General features: G+C 64.6%; 16 protein-coding genes. 15 read left to right on the plus strand and 1 reads right to left on the minus strand.

Features of this window, described 5'->3' with window-relative positions:
• Positions 1 to 511: 511 nt before the first annotated feature.
• The 15 genes from C100_RS46750 to C100_RS46815 all read left to right on the plus strand — a co-directional run bounded on the left by C100_RS46750 (position 512) and on the right by C100_RS46815 (position 15,001).
• A complete protein-coding gene (locus C100_RS46750; protein WP_024022105.1) occupies positions 512 to 1,864 on the plus strand; it encodes a TolC family protein in 1,353 nt (450 codons plus the stop codon).
• Positions 1,864 to 3,030 (plus strand): efflux RND transporter periplasmic adaptor subunit, encoded by a 1,167-nt coding sequence (locus C100_RS46755; RefSeq protein WP_024022106.1) that lies wholly within the window; start codon positions 1,864 to 1,866, stop codon positions 3,028 to 3,030. Before C100_RS46750 ends, C100_RS46755 begins: the two co-directional genes overlap by 1 nt.
• 3 nt (positions 3,031 to 3,033) lie before the next feature.
• Positions 3,034 to 6,288, plus strand: coding sequence for an efflux RND transporter permease subunit (locus C100_RS46760; protein ID WP_024022107.1), 3,255 nt, complete (start codon positions 3,034 to 3,036; stop codon positions 6,286 to 6,288).
• Positions 6,288 to 6,632 (plus strand): DUF190 domain-containing protein, encoded by a 345-nt coding sequence (locus C100_RS46765; protein WP_024022108.1) that lies wholly within the window; start codon positions 6,288 to 6,290, stop codon positions 6,630 to 6,632. Before C100_RS46760 ends, C100_RS46765 begins: the two co-directional genes overlap by 1 nt.
• A 150-nt stretch (positions 6,633 to 6,782) precedes the next feature.
• The gene (locus C100_RS46770; RefSeq protein WP_024022109.1) at positions 6,783 to 7,286 is read left to right on the plus strand and encodes an SRPBCC family protein; all 504 of its coding nucleotides are present in this window, start codon (positions 6,783 to 6,785) and stop codon (positions 7,284 to 7,286) included.
• A gap of 30 nt (positions 7,287 to 7,316) precedes the next feature.
• Positions 7,317 to 7,619, plus strand: a complete 303-nt coding sequence (locus C100_RS46775; RefSeq protein ID WP_084625545.1) for a TFIIB-type zinc ribbon-containing protein — start codon at positions 7,317 to 7,319, stop codon at positions 7,617 to 7,619.
• Between the two features lie 251 nt (positions 7,620 to 7,870).
• Entirely contained in the window at positions 7,871 to 8,176 is a 306-nt protein-coding gene (locus tag C100_RS0125545) for a hypothetical protein (RefSeq protein ID WP_024022111.1), read from the plus strand.
• Entirely contained in the window at positions 8,176 to 8,631 is a 456-nt protein-coding gene (locus C100_RS46780) for an MgtC/SapB family protein (RefSeq protein WP_031310376.1), read from the plus strand. The genes C100_RS0125545 and C100_RS46780 overlap by 1 nt, the downstream gene beginning before the upstream one ends.
• Positions 8,632 to 8,699: 68 nt before the next feature.
• On the plus strand, positions 8,700 to 9,113 hold the full coding sequence (locus C100_RS46785) for a hypothetical protein (protein WP_024022113.1): 414 nt from the start codon (positions 8,700 to 8,702) through the stop codon (positions 9,111 to 9,113).
• 23 nt (positions 9,114 to 9,136) lie between these two features.
• Positions 9,137 to 9,508: a hypothetical protein gene (locus C100_RS46790; protein WP_031310378.1), complete on the plus strand. Its 372-nt coding sequence runs from the start codon at positions 9,137 to 9,139 to the stop codon at positions 9,506 to 9,508.
• Between the two features lie 31 nt (positions 9,509 to 9,539).
• Positions 9,540 to 10,223: a ZIP family metal transporter gene (locus tag C100_RS46795; RefSeq protein WP_024022115.1), complete on the plus strand. Its 684-nt coding sequence runs from the start codon at positions 9,540 to 9,542 to the stop codon at positions 10,221 to 10,223.
• The gene (locus C100_RS46800; RefSeq protein WP_024022116.1) at positions 10,220 to 10,825 is read left to right on the plus strand and encodes a cation transporter; all 606 of its coding nucleotides are present in this window, start codon (positions 10,220 to 10,222) and stop codon (positions 10,823 to 10,825) included. The genes C100_RS46795 and C100_RS46800 overlap by 4 nt, the downstream gene beginning before the upstream one ends.
• On the plus strand, positions 10,825 to 13,335 hold the full coding sequence (locus C100_RS46805; protein ID WP_031310379.1) for a heavy metal translocating P-type ATPase: 2,511 nt from the start codon (positions 10,825 to 10,827) through the stop codon (positions 13,333 to 13,335). The genes C100_RS46800 and C100_RS46805 overlap by 1 nt, the downstream gene beginning before the upstream one ends.
• 20 nt (positions 13,336 to 13,355) lie before the next feature.
• A complete protein-coding gene (locus C100_RS46810) occupies positions 13,356 to 14,255 on the plus strand; it encodes an NAD(P)/FAD-dependent oxidoreductase (RefSeq protein ID WP_235219158.1) in 900 nt (299 codons plus the stop codon).
• Positions 14,252 to 15,001, plus strand: a complete 750-nt coding sequence (locus tag C100_RS46815) for an HAD-IIB family hydrolase (protein WP_024022119.1) — start codon at positions 14,252 to 14,254, stop codon at positions 14,999 to 15,001. The genes C100_RS46810 and C100_RS46815 overlap by 4 nt, the downstream gene beginning before the upstream one ends.
• A 249-nt stretch (positions 15,002 to 15,250) precedes the next feature.
• Here the strand turns inward: C100_RS46815 and C100_RS46820 are convergent, their stop codons facing one another.
• A complete protein-coding gene (locus C100_RS46820; protein ID WP_031310380.1) occupies positions 15,251 to 16,669 on the minus strand; it encodes an ISNCY family transposase in 1,419 nt (472 codons plus the stop codon).
• Positions 16,670 to 16,775 lie beyond the last annotated feature (106 nt).

Raw genomic sequence — 16,775 nt, forward strand, 5'->3', positions numbered from 1 at the left:
GCCCCAATCAGAGAAGACTCTCCGATGACGGCTTTATTTCTTCATGCGACGAGCGGGACTAGCCCGTTACCTGCGTTCCTGTTAGAGCGTGATCCGTGCGACGCCTGCTGAACATCCTTGCGTATTTGACGATCGCCCTCTCCTTGGGAACGACGGCGACTGCACATGTGCTGGAGCGACCGGATGTTAGCGCTTCATCCCATGAGGCGCGCGTGGACGAAGTTGCGTTAGGCCACGTGCCTGGCGACGCGGACCAAGTGCCCTCTGATAGCGATAAGGGCTATCCTCATCATCACGGTGGTTGCCATGGCGATCACGTCGCAGCGCCGGTCAAGGCTATCAACACAGCACTGACGCACGATCTTCGGCTCGCCCCCATCTTCGCGAGTCATTCCATGCGGCCGCTATCTACCGCCGATCCGGCGCTGAGGCCTCCCCAAGCCTGACAATCCGCTGACCTCGCTGGGCATTGCCGCGCGGGGCGAATCCGGTTCGTCAGGAGTTATCATCCATGTATCGTACAATCGCGGCCGTCATGGTCGCGGCGTCCCTTGCCAGTGCGGCCGGGGCGCAAACAACAACGCCACCCGGCATTCCGGCGGCGACCACTTCGTCACAATCGGCCGATGCGTTCTCGCTCGAGAACGCTCTCGCTGCGGGCGGCATGCCATCCATCCCATCGGCCGTCCTAGACAACGGCGCGGCATCAGGGGGGGGCGGATCGGCTCCACTTCCGTCGGTCGCGGCGGCCACGGCCGGCGTCGATGCCGCGACCGCGGCGCGGCGTGTTGCAGGCTTGCGCCCCAACCCCGAAGTGCAGGCGCAGGTTGAGAATCTTGCGGGGACCGGTGTCTACAAGGGTTTGCGAAGCTCCGAAACGACGGTTGGCGTAACGCTGCCGCTGGAGTTGGGCGGCAAGCGGCCGGCGCGTGTCGCGCTGGCGACCGCCCGCCTCACTCGGGCGCAGGTCCAGTCGGAAATTGCGCGAGCGGATCTCCGCTTGCGGATTACGCAGCTCTATATCGAAGCCGCAGCCGCCGAGCGCCGTGCCGAGGTGCTGAGCGAGCAGGCCGGGATCGCCAACAATGCGTTTCGGGTCTCAAGCGAGCGCGTCAAGGCCGGCGATGTCAGCCCGATCGAGCAACAGCGCGCCGATGTGCTGCGCATCAATGCGCAGGTCGCAGCCGATAGCGCCGCCCGGCAGGCACAGGCGGCGCGCGCGAACCTGGAGACGCTACTTGGGGCGCCGGTGACCGGGCCGCTCGATCGCGCCTGGTTCGAGCGGATCGATGGCTACGGACCGCCCCGGCCCGTCGATGTTGAGGGGACACTCGCGTTGGTTGCTGCGGAAGCGGATGTTCGCACCGCGGATGCGCAGGTTCGCGTGGCCCGGTCGTTGCGGGTTCCTGACCTAACGGTCAGCGCCTCCGCACGGCGTCTGGCGGCGACCAACGACACCGCCGCGGTCGTCGGCATTTCGATCCCGATCCCGTTCTTCAACAACGGCAGCGCGTTCGTAGCGCAGTCACGCTCTGAACAGACGCAGGCGATCGCGCTGCGCAACCTGGCCGTGATCGATACCCGGCAACAGATCGCCAGCGCACAAACCGAAGTGGCGAACGCCGCTGCGACCGCGCGAGCGGCCGGCGGACCCGGACTGGCGGCGGCACAGGAGGCTGCCCGCATAGCGCGGATCGGTTGGACACAGGGCAAGTTCGACCAGATCGCTCTCCTCGATGCCGAGCGCACGCTGTCACAGACCCGCCAGACCTACGTCGATGCTCTCGCCGCCTATCACGACGCACAGGCCCGGCTCGACCGGCTCACGACGCCGGCCCCCATGATTTCCGGAGATAATCGATGATGAACGATAAGCGCCTTCTTGGCGGTGCGGCAGCTGTCGCGATCGTCGCCGCACTTGGCGGCTTCGGGATCGCACGCTGGACCGCGAGCGAACCTGCCGCGACCGAAGCGGCAAGCGGCAACGCCGCGGCCTCTGCAGAAGAGGAAAAGACGCCCGACACGGTGACCATGACCGCGCAGGCGATCCAGCAGGCAGGCATCGCCACCGAGACGATCAATCCCGGCGGGCTAGGCGCAGAAATCGTCGCGCAGGCGACGGTGAGCGCATCGCCACAAGGCGAAGCGATCGTGACCGCCCGCGCCGCCGGCGCAGTCACGCGGCTAATGAAGCGGCTCGGAGATCCGGTGCGCGCCGGTGAGACGCTGGCGATAGTCGAAAGCCGGGACGCGGCGCAGTTTGCCGCCGATCGCACCGCTGCGGCGGCCAAGTCGACGCTGGCGCAAAAGGCGCTCGTCCGCGAGCAATATCTGTTCCGCCAAAAGGTTTCGGCGCGGGTCGAGCTGGAACAGGCGGAGGCGGAAGCCGCGTCTGCCGCGGCCGAAGCGCGCCGCGCCAGCGTGGCGGCAGGCGCCGCGCGCGTGACATCGGATGGCCGCGGCGTGGCAGTGTCGAGCCCGATTTCGGGTCGCGTCACTTCGGAGAATGTCAGCCTGGGCGCGTTCGTCCAGCCCGAGACCGAGCTGATGCGCGTCGCCGATGCCTCAAAGATTCAAATAGAGGCGGCGGTCGGTCCGACCGACGCACAGCGGCTCGCTCCCGGCGATCGGGCAATCATCGAGCTGCCCGACGGGCGGACGGTGGAGGGGCGCGTGCGCGCCGTCACACCCGGGCTCGCCAACGATACGCGTTCGGCGACAGCGGTCCTCGACGTTTCGGGTAGCCTTCAGCCGGGACTCGCGGTGCGGGTGCGGCTCCTACCGAGCGGGGGTGGCACGACGAGCAATGCGATCGTGGTGCCTGAGGACGCGGTGCAGACGCTCGAAGGGCGTGACATCGTGTTCGTGCGGACCGCGCAGGGCTTCAAGGCTCAGAGCATCACGATCGGACAACGCAGCAACGGGCGGGTCGAAATCCTGAAGGGTCTCGCGGCAGGCAGCCAAGTCGCAACCAAAAACGCATTTCTGCTCAAGGCCGAACTCGGCAAGGGCGCGGGCGAGGAAGAATAGACCATGATCGCAAATCTCATGGCGCTCTCCGTCCGCATGCGTTGGACGGTTCTCGCCCTTTTCCTAGTCATCGGCGGCCTCGGCCTCTGGCAGCTTACCAAGCTGCCAATCGACGCAGTGCCAGATATCACCACCAATCAGGTTCAGATCAACACGATCGACCCGCGTTTGTCGCCGGTCGAAATCGAGAAGCTCGTCACCTATCCCGTCGAAATCGCCCTAGCCGGCATTCCAGGTCTTGAAACCACACGTTCGATCTCGCGCAATGGTTTCAGCCAGGTCAGTGCGATCTTCACCGACAGCACCGACCTCTACTTCGCGCGCCAGCAGGTTGGGGAGCGCCTGCGTCAGGCAACGGAAAATTTGCCGGACGGTGTACAGCCGCAGGTTGGGCCGGTTTCGACCGGTCTCGGCGAGATCGTCATGTACACAGTAGGCTATGCCAATCCAGACGGAAAGGGCGCCAAAAAAATCGCAGGCCAACCAGGGTGGCAACCTGACGGTAGCTATCTGACGCCCGAAGGCGAACGGCTAACGGATGCGGTGGCCAAGGCGAGCTATCTGCGAACTGTCCAAGACTGGATTATCGGCCCGCAGCTTCGCTCGGTGAAAGGCGTTGCCGGCGTCGATTCCATTGGTGGCTATGCGAAGACGTTTGTGGTCGAACCAGACCCGACGAAACTCGCCAGTTTCGGCATCTCTTACAGCGAACTTGGCGAGGCTCTCGAAAACGCAAATCTCGCGGTGGGCGCCAATTACTACAACCGTGGTGGCGAAGCGTACCTCGTGCGCGTCGATTCCCGCGTGCGCACGGTCGATGAGATCAGCAATGCTGTCGCGGCGACGCGCGGGGGAACCCCAATCACGATCGGCCAGATCGCCAACGTTCGCGTTGGTGGCGATCTGCGAACGGGTGCGGGTAGTATGAACGGCGAGGAAGCGGTCATCGGCACGGTGCTGATGTTGATCGGTCAGAACAGCCGGGTTGTCGCCACGGAGGCCTCGTCCAAGCTCGATCAGGTTGCGAAAACACTGCCGCCTGGCGTCCAAGTCAAGGTCGTGTTGAACCGCGCTGAATTGGTTGGCGCGACGGTGGCGACGGTCCAGCGCAATCTGACCGAAGGCGCGATCCTTGTTGCCGTGGCGCTGTTCCTGCTGCTCGGCAACTGGCGCGCTGCAGTGATCGCGGTGCTGGTCATCCCGTTCTCGTTCCTGATGATGGCCATGGGAATGAACGCGTTCAAAGTCCCCGGCAATCTAATGAGCTTGGGGGCGCTCGACTTCGGTCTGATCGTCGATGGCGCCGTTATCATCATCGAAAACTGCCTCGCCAGACTGGCGCACCGACAGGAACATGAAGGCCGACTGCTCTCGCTCCGCGAACGACTGGAGGAGACGATGCGGGCGTCGCAGGAGATGATCAAGCCGACCGTCTTCGGCCAAGCGATCATTCTGCTCGCGTTTGCACCGCTGCTCACGTTTACCGGCACCGAGGGCAAGACATTCTCGCCGATGGCGATCACGATCATGCTCGCGCTGGTGGCCGCGTTCGTGCTCGCAATCACGCTGGTGCCAGCGCTGGTTGCAATCCTGATCCGCGGCAAGGTCGCGGAGAAGGACGTATGGCTGATCCGCAAGTCCAAGGAGCGCTACCTGCCGTTGCTGGACCAGGCGATTGCGCGTCCGTGGCCATTCATCCTCGGCGGATTGGCCTTCTTCGTGGCGGCCATACCCGCGTTTGGGCTGTTAGGCTCGGAATTTATTCCCCAGCTGGACGAGAAGAATCTCGCCTTTGCATCGACACGAGTGCCCTCGGTCAGCCTTGATCAGTCGCTGGCGATGGAACGCAAGGTCGAGGAGGCGGTAATCAAAATTCCGGAAGTCGCCTTAATGTTCTCGAAGACGGGCACTGCGGAAGTTGCAAGCGATCCGATGCCACCGAACGTCTCGGATGGCTTCGTCATCTTGAAAGAGAAGGACCAGTGGGCGGAAGGTACAACCAAGGCCGATGTGGTCGCCAAGATTGAGAAGGCGACCGGCGGTCTTCTTGGCAATCTTTACGAGGTCAGTCAGCCGATTCAGCTACGATTTAACGAGCTGATTGCGGGTGTCCGTGGCGATGTTGCGATCAAGCTCTACGGCGACGATCTCGACAAGATGGCGCTCACGGCAAATGAGATGGTGCGAGTACTCCAGACCATACCCGGTGCGGCCAGCGTCAAGGCCGAACAGGTCGGTGGCGCGCCAGCGCTCGATGTGAAACTCGACCGCGCCGCGATCGCGCGCCTCGGTCTCACCGTCCGCGACGTTGCGGATACGGTTGCGGCAGGGCTCGGCGGGCGTGAATCGGGGCTTGTGTACGAGGGCGACCGGCGTTTCGACGTCACCGTGCGCGTCCCTGAGGCTACCCGGGCCAATCTCGACGACATCCGCTCGATGCCGGTGCTGCTCCCGGAGGTGGAAGGCAGGCCGCGCGCCCAGGTGCCGCTGGCACAGGTCGCGCAGATCCGGCTTACGGAAGGGCTAAATCAGATCAGTCGTGAGAACGGCAAGCGTCGCGTGGTCGTCCAAGTCAATCTTGGCGGACGCGATGCCGGTTCGTTCGTTCAGGAGGCGCAGGCGAAGATCGCCCAGGTAAAGCTGCCGGCGGGCTACTACCTCGAATGGGGTGGTCAGTTCGAGAACCTTGCTGCGGCATCCAAACGGCTGTCGATCGTTGTGCCGTTGTGCTTTTTGGTCATCTTCGGGCTGCTTTACATGGCGCTGGGTGGATTCGGCCGGGCGGCGGCGGTGTTCCTGGCGGTTCCTCTAGGGCTCGCGGGCGGCGTCTTCACGCTTGTCCTCACCGGCATCAACTTCTCGGTGTCGGCAGCGGTGGGGTTCATCTGCCTCGCCGGCGTGGCAGTGCTAAACGGGCTTGTCGTCATGACGGCGATCCGAGACCGGAGTGAAGCTGGACTGCCCATCGCGCAGGCAATTCGTGAAGGCATGGCCGAGAAGATGCGGGCGGTCATCATGACGGGGTTTGTGCCGGCGATAGGCTTCGTGCCGATGGCGCTCGCGCACGGCACCGGCGCTGAAGTCCAGAAGCCGCTTGCGACGGTCGTGATCGGCGGCCTGATTGCAGCAACTATCCTTACCTTGCTCGTGCTGCCGGCGCTCGCGAAAGTGATCCTCGGGCGAACCGAGAACCAAAAAGAACAAGAGGGTAGCACCCCGCACGGCGAGGATCCTGCCCCTTTGAGAGGAGAAGCGTGATGGGACAATCCGCTCGAAAATTGCTGCGGATCTACACAGACGAAGCGGCCTATATCGGCGATCGCAAGGTTTTCGAATATGTCGCCTCGCTGGCGCGTGATCGAAAGATGGCGGGCCTGACGGTGCTTGAGGCACTGATCGGGTTCGGGGCATCCGCGCACGTCCATCGACGCCATGTGCTTGAAAGCGATCGGGCGGTGGTGATCGAGATCGTCGATTTCGAGGACGCCTTGCGCGCGTTCGTCTCGGCCTTGAGCGATGTGCCCGACATTGGGCTGATGACGCTCGAAGCCGTCGAGGTGATCGGCGGCAAGGCAAGCAAAACGCTGGAAAGCCTGAGCTGATGAATTGCGGCCCGGCAAGCGAGAGGGCTTGCGTCATGCAAGCCCTCTACAGCGCCCCAGCTCCCATCAATCCCCCGTCCAATCGGGGAGGGGCCCGCCTTCGCGCGGCCTCCGGTTTCGCCGCGCCTTGGCCGGACAGGACAGGCAGCCATGAAGGAAGAGACCACTTTCGATTTCAATATGTCAGCGCTGCGGGTCTGGTCGCTGATTTCCGATCTGCGGGGCTACGCACGATGGCACCCGATCTATCGCATCGCGGGCGATGCCGAACGCGGTGCCGAAATGGACGTCACCTGGCTGCTCTTCAAAGGCGACCGCAAGATGACGACGCAAATGGTCATCAACCGCCTGACCAAGCCCCAGCTCATTGGGTGGCAGATGGGCGTGAAGGGCTTCCTCACCTTCGACGAACGCTACGAGATCGAGCCGATCGCGAACGGCGTCTCAATTCACCATTCGGTCGAATGTCGGGGCATCATCGGCGGCCTGGTCGGCCGCATGATGCGCAAGGGTCTGCGGCGGACAATGCGGGTGCAGGATGCGGCGTTTCTCGCCCTCCTGCGCCGGCAATCGCGACTGCCTGGGCGGTCCATGCGGCATCATCGGCGCCCGATCAAACCACCGCCTCCTCCTCCCGGCGCCGCGAACGACTGACGGGGCGATATCCGAAGAAAGGAACCCATCATGGTAGATAGCCCTCGCCCTCAAGGCCTGCTGTGCCCGACGTGTCGCGTCGATCTTGTCATGAGCGAGCGGCAGGGCATCGAGATCGACTATTGCCCGCGATGCCGTGGGGTCTGGCTTGATCGCGGCGAACTCGACAAGATCATCGAGCGCAGCGCCGGCGATGACAGCGCGCGGCCTTTGAGCGGCGTCCGTCTCGGAATATCCGACAATCGCGGCCATGGCGATCATGGTGGAAAGCACGGCTACGAGCGTGGCCATAAGGGGCGCCGCAAGAGCTTTCTCAGCGAATTGTTCGACTGACTGCTATGGATCGGCCGTCACACAACGAGTCCTTCGGGTGTCCTTGTGAGAACGGCCCGCGCCATGGGCGTGCCCCCTGTAGCGCCCATGGCGATAGATCGTGGAATGACGGGGAAATAGCGGCTCGGCGCCTCCGGAGCGGTCCGGTTCGGGGGATCATTCTCGCGACCGGGCTTGCTCTGGCGCCGGGCCTGCTCGGCTGCTCGCCAGCCACCAACAAGAGCGAAGCCGAAGCGTCGCGTGACCGCGAGTTGCCCAACTTCATCGGCGAGCATTTCTACGCCTGTCCTGATGGGTCGCGCCTCGATGTCGACTTCCTCGGCGATGGCCTGACCCTCGACATAAAGACCCGCCCCAACGCGGCTCCGGAACGGGTGATATCGCCGGCAAGCGGGCGAACCTATGTCGGCCGCAACCTCAACGTGTCGATCTCAGGCGGCGACCGGATCACGCTCAAGCGCCCCGGCGCGCGCGCTTTGGCCTGCAACAGGGTGCTGGCCTATCGGGATGCAGCGGACGAGATCGCGAGCGGCCAGGCCGGAGGATCGGCCGCATGATGGCGATCTCGTCATGGGAGGAGTCGTTTTCCCATATCGTCAGTCTCGCCGTGGCCTATGCGCTGGCGCTTCCGGTTGGCTGGAACCGGGAAAAGGACGAACGCAGCGCCGGCATCCGGACCTTTCCGCTGGTCGCCATCGCCAGTTGCGGTTTCGTGCTCGTCGGTATCGCCATTCTCGGACGCACATCGCCTGCCCAAGCGCGCCTGCTCGAAGGACTCATTACCGGCGTCGGCTTCATCGGCGGCGGCGCCATATTGAAGCACGCCGGCAAAGCATCCGGGACCGCGACCGCTGCGAGCCTTTGGGCGACCGGAGCGCTGGGCGCTGCGGTCGGCTATGGTCTTTACGACATCGCGGTGATCCTCAGCCTGACCACCTTTCTGACGTTGCACCTCTCTCATCCGCTGAAGCGCGCCTCCCAGGATCGCACCGAGCCGGCTGATCGACAATGAGGCACAATCGTCCCTCCGAAACTCGCACGACGCGGCGAGTGCCCAAGACTGGCGGGCAATGCGGGCCGGTGTCGCCGCCCCCAAGCGACGACCGCCGTTCGCGCCTGGAGCGGTGGGCGTCTCTGCTCGAACGCGATCCGCAACGGCTTGTCGCGCTGCTGCGTCCGTCATGGGCAGCGGGCGACGACATCGCCCCGATGACGGCGAGCCCAAGTGCCATCGATCTGGCCTGGGCCGATCCGGTGTTTCGCGTGACGGGTCTCGCGGGACGCTCTCGGGGCGACGTGAGAGCGTTTTTCCAGCTTTCGGCTGCCGAGCTAGACCGGATCGCGGCGGGGTCTTGGCGCGTCCCGCTGCGGCCTGCCTGGCAGGTCGCGGCGCGCATACGCAACGTGGCAGATCCGCGCCCTGAAAAACTGATCCTGATCGGCGTCATGGTCATGATCGCCAGTGTCGTGGGAGCTGCCCAATGGCTTGGATGAACAGGCTCTTCCCGGGAGCGACTATGACGCCGGTTCGGTTTGGGTTCGCCGGCATAGCCCTTGTGCTGGCGTCGGGCTGTTCGGAACAGCCTCGCAAGGCGAAACCCACGGAACAGGAAATCCACGCTGGCGACAGCGGCGATGCCAGCGGCATCCCCGGTCGCCACCCCTATCGGTGCGACGACGATCGCCCGCTCCTCATCGACTTCAAAAATGAGGGCCTGACGCTTGAACTGCGCCGCGACGGGAACGCTGCGCCGGTTGTCCTGACCGCGCCTGCGGCCGGGCTTCAATATGTCGGCGACACGATGAGCGCGATATTCTCGGGCAACGAACTCAAGATCGAGGAAGGGGATAAGCCCCCTGTCTTGTGCAGGAAGGATACGAGCTTGTGACCAACCAACCCGGCACAAAGGGGCGCTGACGATGGCGGCGCTCAAATTCTCTCTGATCCCCATGATCGCGATCATGATCGGCGCGCTGATCGCCGGATGGCGCACCCCCGGCGAGAAGCTGGTAGCGGCCATGCAGCATCTAGCGGCCGGCGTAGTATTCGCCGCTGCTGCGACGGAGATTCTGCCGCTGGTGATGCACGGCGGTTCCCCGACCGCGACGCTGATCGGCGGGGCGCTGGGCGTTGCGGTGATGCTCGGCCTCAAGGCGGCGGAAAGCCGTTTTGAAGGGCCGGTGGCGCTGCTCGCCGCGATCGGGCTCGATCTGGCGATAGACGGCCTGGTCCTCGGCCTCGCCTTCATCGCCGGCGAGAAAGCGGGCACGCTGCTGGCCGTCGCACTGACCCTCGAAGTGCTGTTCCTGGCCCTGACCCTCACCAACGATCTGACGGGGCGGTATCGCAAGGCGAAGGCGATCGGCCTGACCTGCGCGCTGGCGGTGCTGGTGCCGATCGGCGCGCTGGTCGCGCAGCCGGTGGCGTTGCTGTCGCCGATATGGATCACCGGATTTCTGAGCTTCGGCTTGATGGCGCTGCTTTATCTCGTCACCGAAGAGCTGCTGGTCGAGGCCCACGAGAAGCCGGATTCGCCGCTGATCAGCGCGATGTTCTTCGTCGGCTTCCTCATCCTCCTGCTGATCGAGGAAATCATGGCATGACGGCTTCACCGGACGCAAAGGTCTCGGCCGAGCGGCGCACACTGTGGATCGTGCTGCTGCTCAACGCGGCGATCGCCGCCGGCTTCTTCGTGACGGGCCTGATCGGCGATTCCAGCGCGCTCATCGCCAACGGCGTCGACAACCTCTCGGACACCGCGGTCTATGCGCTGAGCCTTATTGCGCTCAGCCACGGGCCGGCGTGGAAGACGCGGGCAGCAACCGTGTCGGGCGTCATGCTGCTGATCTTCGCTGTCGGCATCCTTATCGACGTCGGCCGCCGCTATGTCCAAGGCAGCGATCCAATCGGCCCGACGATGATGATGATGTCGGCGATCGCCGGCGTCGTGAACTATGTCTGCCTGCGCCTGCTCCAGAAGCTCAAGCAGCCCGATGTGAACCTGCGAGCCGCAACCACGTTCAGTTTCAACGACTTCATCTCCAACGGCGGCATCCTGATCGCGGGCGCGCTGGTGCTTTGGCTGGGGACGAATTGGCCCGATCTGCTGGTGGGCCTGGCTACCGCCCTTATCGCGATCAAGGGCGGCATCGAAATTCTGCGTGATGCGCGGGCAGAAACCAAGACTAACGCGGAGACGGCGTGATGACCGAAAAGCTCGAACTCGATATCCCCGTCCTGCTGCCGGAGGTTCCCGACGCGGCCGATGCCTGTGTCGGGCGCCTCGTCTCGACGCTCAGCGCCAAGCCCGGCGTCGAGCGCGCGCACGTCCTTCCTGCCGATGGCGATACGCCGGCGAAGCTCTGCATCCATTTCGACGGGGCGGCGCTGCCGCTGCCGCGTGTGCGCGAGATGGTGCGGGCGGCGGGCGCCGATATCAGCGGGCGATACGGCCATGCGACATGGCAGGTCGAAGGAATCGGGCACGAGCGCCGCGCCCGCACTGTCGGCGAGACCCTGTGCCAGGTGCCCGGCGTACTGCAGGCCGACGCCAGCGCCTCGGGCAGCGTCCGCGTCGAATATGACAAGGAGCGCGTCGACGAGGCGGCGATCGTCGCGGCGCTCGGCAAGCTGAAGGTCAAGCCGGGCAAGCGCACGGGCTCCGATCATGCCGGCGACCATGCCGGGCACGATCACGGGCCTGGCGGCCATGCCGAAGGCGCAGAAAAGCACGGACCGGGCGATGGCCCCGATCACGCCCACGCCAATTTCCTCGGCCCCAATACCGAGCTGATCTTCGCGCTCGCCTGCGGCGCGCTGCTGGCGATCGGCTTCGTGATCGAAAAGCTGGTGGCGGGCGCCCCCGACTGGCTGCCGACCGCCTTCTATGTCGGCGCCTATGTGTTCGGCGGCTTCTTCACGCTGCGCGAGGCGATCGACAATCTAAAGCTCAAGAAATTCGAGATTGATACGCTGATGCTCGTCGCGGCCGCCGGCGCCGCGGCGCTGGGCGCCTGGGCGGAAGGCGCGCTGCTGCTGTTCCTGTTCAGCCTCGGCCATGCGCTCGAGCATTATGCGATGGGTCGCGCCAAGCGCGCGATCGAGGCGCTGGCCGAACTCGCGCCCGACAAGGCGACGGTGCGCCGTGACGGGCAGACGACGGAGATTCCGGTCGAGGAGCTGGTGGTTGGCGACATCGTGGTCGTGCGACCCAACGAGCGCCTGCCCGCCGACGGCTTCGTCATCAAGGGGTCGAGCGCGATCAACCAGGCGCCCGTCACCGGCGAGAGCATTCCGGTCGACAAGGAGCCGGTCGCCGATGTCGAGGCGTCGCGCGCGAAGCCCGATGCGGTCGAGGCGACGTCGCGGGTGTTCGCTGGCACGATCAATGGCGGCGCGGCGATCGAGATCGAGGTGACGCGGCGTTCCAACGAAAGCGCGCTCGCCAAGGTCGTGAAGATGGTGAGCGAAGCGGAGACGCAGAAGTCGCCGACGCAGCGGTTCACCGATCGGTTCGAGCGCGTCTTCGTGCCGGCGGTGCTGGCCCTGTCGTTCATCCTGCTGTTCGCGTGGGTCGTCGTCGACGAGCCGTTCCGCGACAGCTTCTATCGCGCGATGGCGGTGCTGGTTGCGGCCAGCCCCTGCGCGCTCGCGATCGCCACCCCCAGCGCGGTGCTGTCCGGGGTCGCGCGGGCCGCACGCGGCGGCGTGCTGGTGAAGGGCGGCGCGCCGCTCGAAAACCTCGGCTCGCTGAAAGCGATCGCGTTCGACAAGACGGGGACGCTGACAGAGGGCCGTCCGCGCATCACCGATGTCGTCCCAGTCGACGGGGCGAGCGAAGAGGATCTGTTGGCGCTCGCCGTCGCGGTCGAGGGGTTGAGCGATCACCCCCTGGCGCAGGCGATCGTCAAGGATGGACGCGAGCGCCTGGGCGGGCGCGAGCTGCCGACCGCGACGGATCTCAAGAGCCTGACCGGACGCGGCGTTACCGCGACCGTCGACGGCGAGACGGTATGGATCGGCAAGGCCGAGATGTTCGGCAAGGAGGGTATCCCGACGCTGAACGCGGCTGCGACCGACGCCATCGCCACCCTGCGCGAGGGCGGGCGCACGACGATGGTGGTGCGCAAGGGCGACAAGGACATTGGCGCGATCGGGCTGATGGATACGCCGCGCGAAGCGGCCAAGGTTGCGCTCAAGCGGCTGCGCGAGATGGGCATCACCCGGATGATTATGATCTCGGGCGACCACCAGAAGGTGGCGGACGCCATCGCCAAGGATGTCGGTCTCGACGAGGCATGGGGCGACCTGATGCCGGAGGACAAGGTGGCCTCGATCAAGAAGCTCGCCGGCGAAGACAAGGTTGCGATGGTCGGCGATGGCGTCAACGATGCGCCGGCGATGGCGTCGGCGACCGTTGGCATCGCGATGGGTGCTGCAGGCTCGGACGTGGCGCTGGAAACGGCCGACGTCGCGCTGATGGCTGACGATCTCGCGCATCTGCCGTTCGCCGTGGGGCTGAGCCGCCACACTCGCGGCATCATTCGGCAGAATGTGTTCGTCAGCCTCGGCGTAGTCGCGTTCCTCGTCCCCGCGACGATCCTCGGCCTGGGCATCGGCCCGGCGGTCGCGATGCACGAAGGCTCGACGTTGCTGGTTGTATTCAATGCGCTGCGGTTGCTCGCCTACCGCGATCCGGCAAAGCAAGTAGCGTGACGGCAGATCGCTATGACGCCTTGATCGTCGGCGGCGGCCCCGGGGGCCTCACGGCGGCGATCTACCTTGCGCGTTATCACCGCCGTGTCGTCGTAGTCGACGAAGGGCACAGCCGAGCGAAATGGATACCGCCCTCCCACAACCACGCCGGCTTTCCAGACGGAATTGCCGGCGAGGAGCTGCTACGGCGGATGCGCGCACAGGCGGAACGCTACGGCGCCACGATACTGGCGGACCGCATTGAGACGATCGACGGCAAGGCCGATGCCTTTGAAGCGCAAGGGTCCACAGTGACGATCACCGCGCGCGCCGTCCTGATCGCAACCGGGGTCGAGAATCGCCGCCCTGCGCTCGATGCCGATACGCACCGCGACGCCTTGCAGCGGGGGATGCTGCGCTACTGTCCGGTCTGCGACGGCTACGAGGCGAGCGGGCAGGCGATTGGGGTGATCGGCGCGAACACGCACGGCGTTGCCGAGGCGCTGTTCCTGCGCACCTTCTCGGACCGGATCACGCTTGTTGCGCAGGAGACGATCGACCTTGGTGCCGACGATCGCGCGGCGCTCGCGGCGGCCGGGATCGCAATTGCACCGAAGCCGCTGGCCCGGATGGACTTTTCGGACGACCGTGTTGCGCTCCACTTGACCGACGGCACCGAGCTGCACTTCGATACCGTTTATCCGGCACTCGGGTCGGACAGCAACAATGCGCTCGCGCGCCAGCTCGGCATCGATCTTAGCGACGATCGTTGCATCGTCGTCGATACCAAGCAGCGCGCGAGCGTCGCCGGCGTTTATGCGGCGGGCGATATCGTTATGTCGCTCGATCAGATCAGCGTCGCGATGGGCCATGCGGCAATCGCCGCGACCGCCCTCCACAATGATCTGCGCAACCGCGACGGGGAGGGCACCGCGTCGTGAAATGGCTGATCGTATTTGACCTCGACGGGACGCTTGCGGAGAGCAAGCGCCCCTTGTCGGCCGAGATGGCGGCGACGCTCGCGCGTCTGCTGGCCGTGGTCGATGTCGCGGTGATCTCGGGCGGCGACTGGCCGCAATTCGACCGGCAGGTCGCCTCGCGCTTGCCGATCGACGCCGCGCGCGAGCGGCTATGGCTGATGCCGACCACTGGCACCAAGCTCTACCGCTTCGTCGACGGTGCATGGCGCGCGATCTATGCCGAGCTGTTCGATGACGCGGAGAAGGCGAGCATCCGCACGGCCTTTGATCGCGCGCTGTCGGAAGCTGGGCTTGCCGACGAACGCATTTGGGGTGAGCGGATCGAGGATCGGGGAAGCCAGATAACCTTTTCCGGCCTCGGCCAGGACGCGCCGCTAGACGCGAAGCAGGGCTGGGACCCCGATCGCGCCAAGCGGAGCGCGATTCAGAAGACGCTACGGGCGGCGCTGCCCGGCCTCTCGATCAACCTGGGCGGCACCACCTCGATCGATGTCACCCGTGCCGGGGTCGACAAGGGCTATGGGCTGAAGCGGCTAAGCAAGGAAAGCGGTACGCCGCTAGCGGGAATGCTCTTCCTCGGCGACGCGATCTATCCGGGTGGCAATGACTATCCCGCTGCCGAACTCGGGATCGACACGGTGAAGGTCCGCGATGTTGCTGAAACTGCAGCTGTCGTGTCAGCGATCATCGCCTGTTTGAAGCATTGACGGCCGATTGCTCGGCTTCTCCTCGAACGCAACGAGGATCGGGCGCGGGACGGATCGCAATCGCACGCGCCACATGAAATTATTGTTTCTGCTAAATAGAGAAGTCCCAATCTGTGCCATATAGAAATGTCACAGGTTGGGGAACAGCAGGGGCTGCGTGGAGCCCTCGGGATAGCGCAGCGCAGACCCTGCTGATGCGCTGACCATGGGGTGGTAGACCATGGACCCGCTGCCCTGCAGTGGGCCCGGTCATGTCCTCTGCACGAACCTGAGCGTGCCGCGTTCGCGCAATTCTGCATCGCTCAGCCTTGGGCCGCGCTTGAGCTTTGACCCACCCAGTTTGCGGCGGTCGATCTTTGGTGGCGGGTCTGGCTCGGGGAACAGATGCATGGGTTGGTCACGGCGGGCAGGGGCGTCGTTGTTGCGCTTACGGTGATGCGGCATAATCGCCTGCATCTGCCGGGCCAGCAGCAACGCTGCGTCCAGATGCTTGTTCTCGACAATGGCAGGCTGGTTCACCTGCCGCATCTTGTCGAACTGACGATAGGGCAGGACATGGCCCTCATGCTCGATCTCCAGTCGACCGTCGGGATATTCGCAGACCGTCACCCGCTTGCGCGCCAGCTTTTCGCTCACATCGTTCGGCTCCAGGATGAACATCGCCTTGTTGTAGTGCAGCGTCAGCGCTGCCGTCACCGTTCGCTGCTCCCGCCAGACCATGATCGAGCGCAGATCGTCATGCGGTGCAAGCGGGCGGTGCAGATCACGGACATCGAAGGCAGGGCGGGCAAACCGCTCGTTGTGCCTGGCCATATAACTGTCGAGGAAAGCGTTTGCGTCCGCGATCGACGAGATACCCTCCAGTCGCATCGCTTTCACCAGGCGATCCTGCAAGGTGGCGTTGGCCCGCTCGACGCGGCCCTTGGCCTGTGGCGAGTTGGCGCAGATGATCTCGATGTTCAGAGCATCCAGCGCACGGCCAAAATGCGTCATCCCGTCGCCACGCGCGGCGCTGGCCCGCGCGTTCCGGAAAACACTGTGCTTGTCGGAATAAAAGGCCACCGGCTTGCCGTGCCGTTCGATATACGCGCGGGTCGCCTCCATGTAAGCGAAGGTGCTCTCGCTCTCGACCATCCTGAGGTGCATCAGTTCGCTGGTCGCGTCGTCGATATAGACCAGCAATGTGCATTGCGGGCCGCGGTCTTCGAACCACCAATGTTTTGAGCCGTCGATCTGGATCAGTTCGCCCCGACAATCCCGGCGGTAGCGCGGCTGATAGGGGCGAGGACGGCGAGCCTGACGATCCTTCCAAATCCCGGCCTCGATCATCATCTGCCGCAGCTTCTCACGCGAGATCCGGAGATCATGCCGTTCGGCCAAATACTCCGCAGCCAATGTAGGCCCAAAATCATGATAATGGGTCCGAACCAGTGCGACAATCTGATCTCTGATGGCATCATCCAAGCGCCGGTTACTTGGTCGACCACGGCGGCGCGACAAAAGCCCGGATGATCCATCGTCAAGGTAACGCGTCAGCAGTCGATGGGCGTGGCGGCGGCTGACGCTCATCAGCCTTGCGGCCTGGGTGACGGTCATGCGACCTGAAACCACATGCATCAGCGTCTCGACCCGCGAAAGCTCCTCGGTACTCATACGCAACACCGCCATGCTCAATACCTCCGAACAGCCGGAGGGCACGGTAGCCCAAGTGAGACATCTCTACTTTGCGCAACTGTGACATTTGAACGTTGCTGGGCGGTTTCGATTTGAAGCG

It is taken from the genome of Sphingobium sp. C100 (assembly GCF_000508185.1).
Taxonomy (GTDB): Bacteria; Pseudomonadota; Alphaproteobacteria; order Sphingomonadales; family Sphingomonadaceae; genus Sphingobium.

Excerpts from the sequence above, each read along its gene's own strand:
- C100_RS46750 (WP_024022105.1), top strand. The coding sequence starts at position 512 with ATGTATCGTACAATCGCGGCCGTCATGGTCGCGGCGTCCCTTGCCAGT.
- C100_RS46755 (WP_024022106.1), top strand. The coding sequence starts at position 1,864 with ATGAACGATAAGCGCCTTCTTGGCGGTGCGGCAGCTGTCGCGATCGTC.
- C100_RS46760 (WP_024022107.1), top strand. The coding sequence starts at position 3,034 with ATGATCGCAAATCTCATGGCGCTCTCCGTCCGCATGCGTTGGACGGTT.
- C100_RS46765 (WP_024022108.1), top strand. The coding sequence starts at position 6,288 with ATGGGACAATCCGCTCGAAAATTGCTGCGGATCTACACAGACGAAGCG.
- C100_RS46770 (WP_024022109.1), top strand. The coding sequence starts at position 6,783 with ATGAAGGAAGAGACCACTTTCGATTTCAATATGTCAGCGCTGCGGGTC.
- C100_RS46775 (WP_084625545.1), top strand. The coding sequence starts at position 7,317 with ATGGTAGATAGCCCTCGCCCTCAAGGCCTGCTGTGCCCGACGTGTCGC.
- C100_RS46780 (WP_031310376.1), top strand. The coding sequence starts at position 8,176 with ATGGCGATCTCGTCATGGGAGGAGTCGTTTTCCCATATCGTCAGTCTC.
- C100_RS46790 (WP_031310378.1), top strand. The coding sequence starts at position 9,137 with ATGACGCCGGTTCGGTTTGGGTTCGCCGGCATAGCCCTTGTGCTGGCG.
- C100_RS46795 (WP_024022115.1), top strand. The coding sequence starts at position 9,540 with ATGGCGGCGCTCAAATTCTCTCTGATCCCCATGATCGCGATCATGATC.
- C100_RS46800 (WP_024022116.1), top strand. The coding sequence starts at position 10,220 with ATGACGGCTTCACCGGACGCAAAGGTCTCGGCCGAGCGGCGCACACTG.
- C100_RS46805 (WP_031310379.1), top strand. The coding sequence starts at position 10,825 with ATGACCGAAAAGCTCGAACTCGATATCCCCGTCCTGCTGCCGGAGGTT.
- C100_RS46820 (WP_031310380.1), bottom strand. The coding sequence starts at position 16,669 with ATGGCGGTGTTGCGTATGAGTACCGAGGAGCTTTCGCGGGTCGAGACG.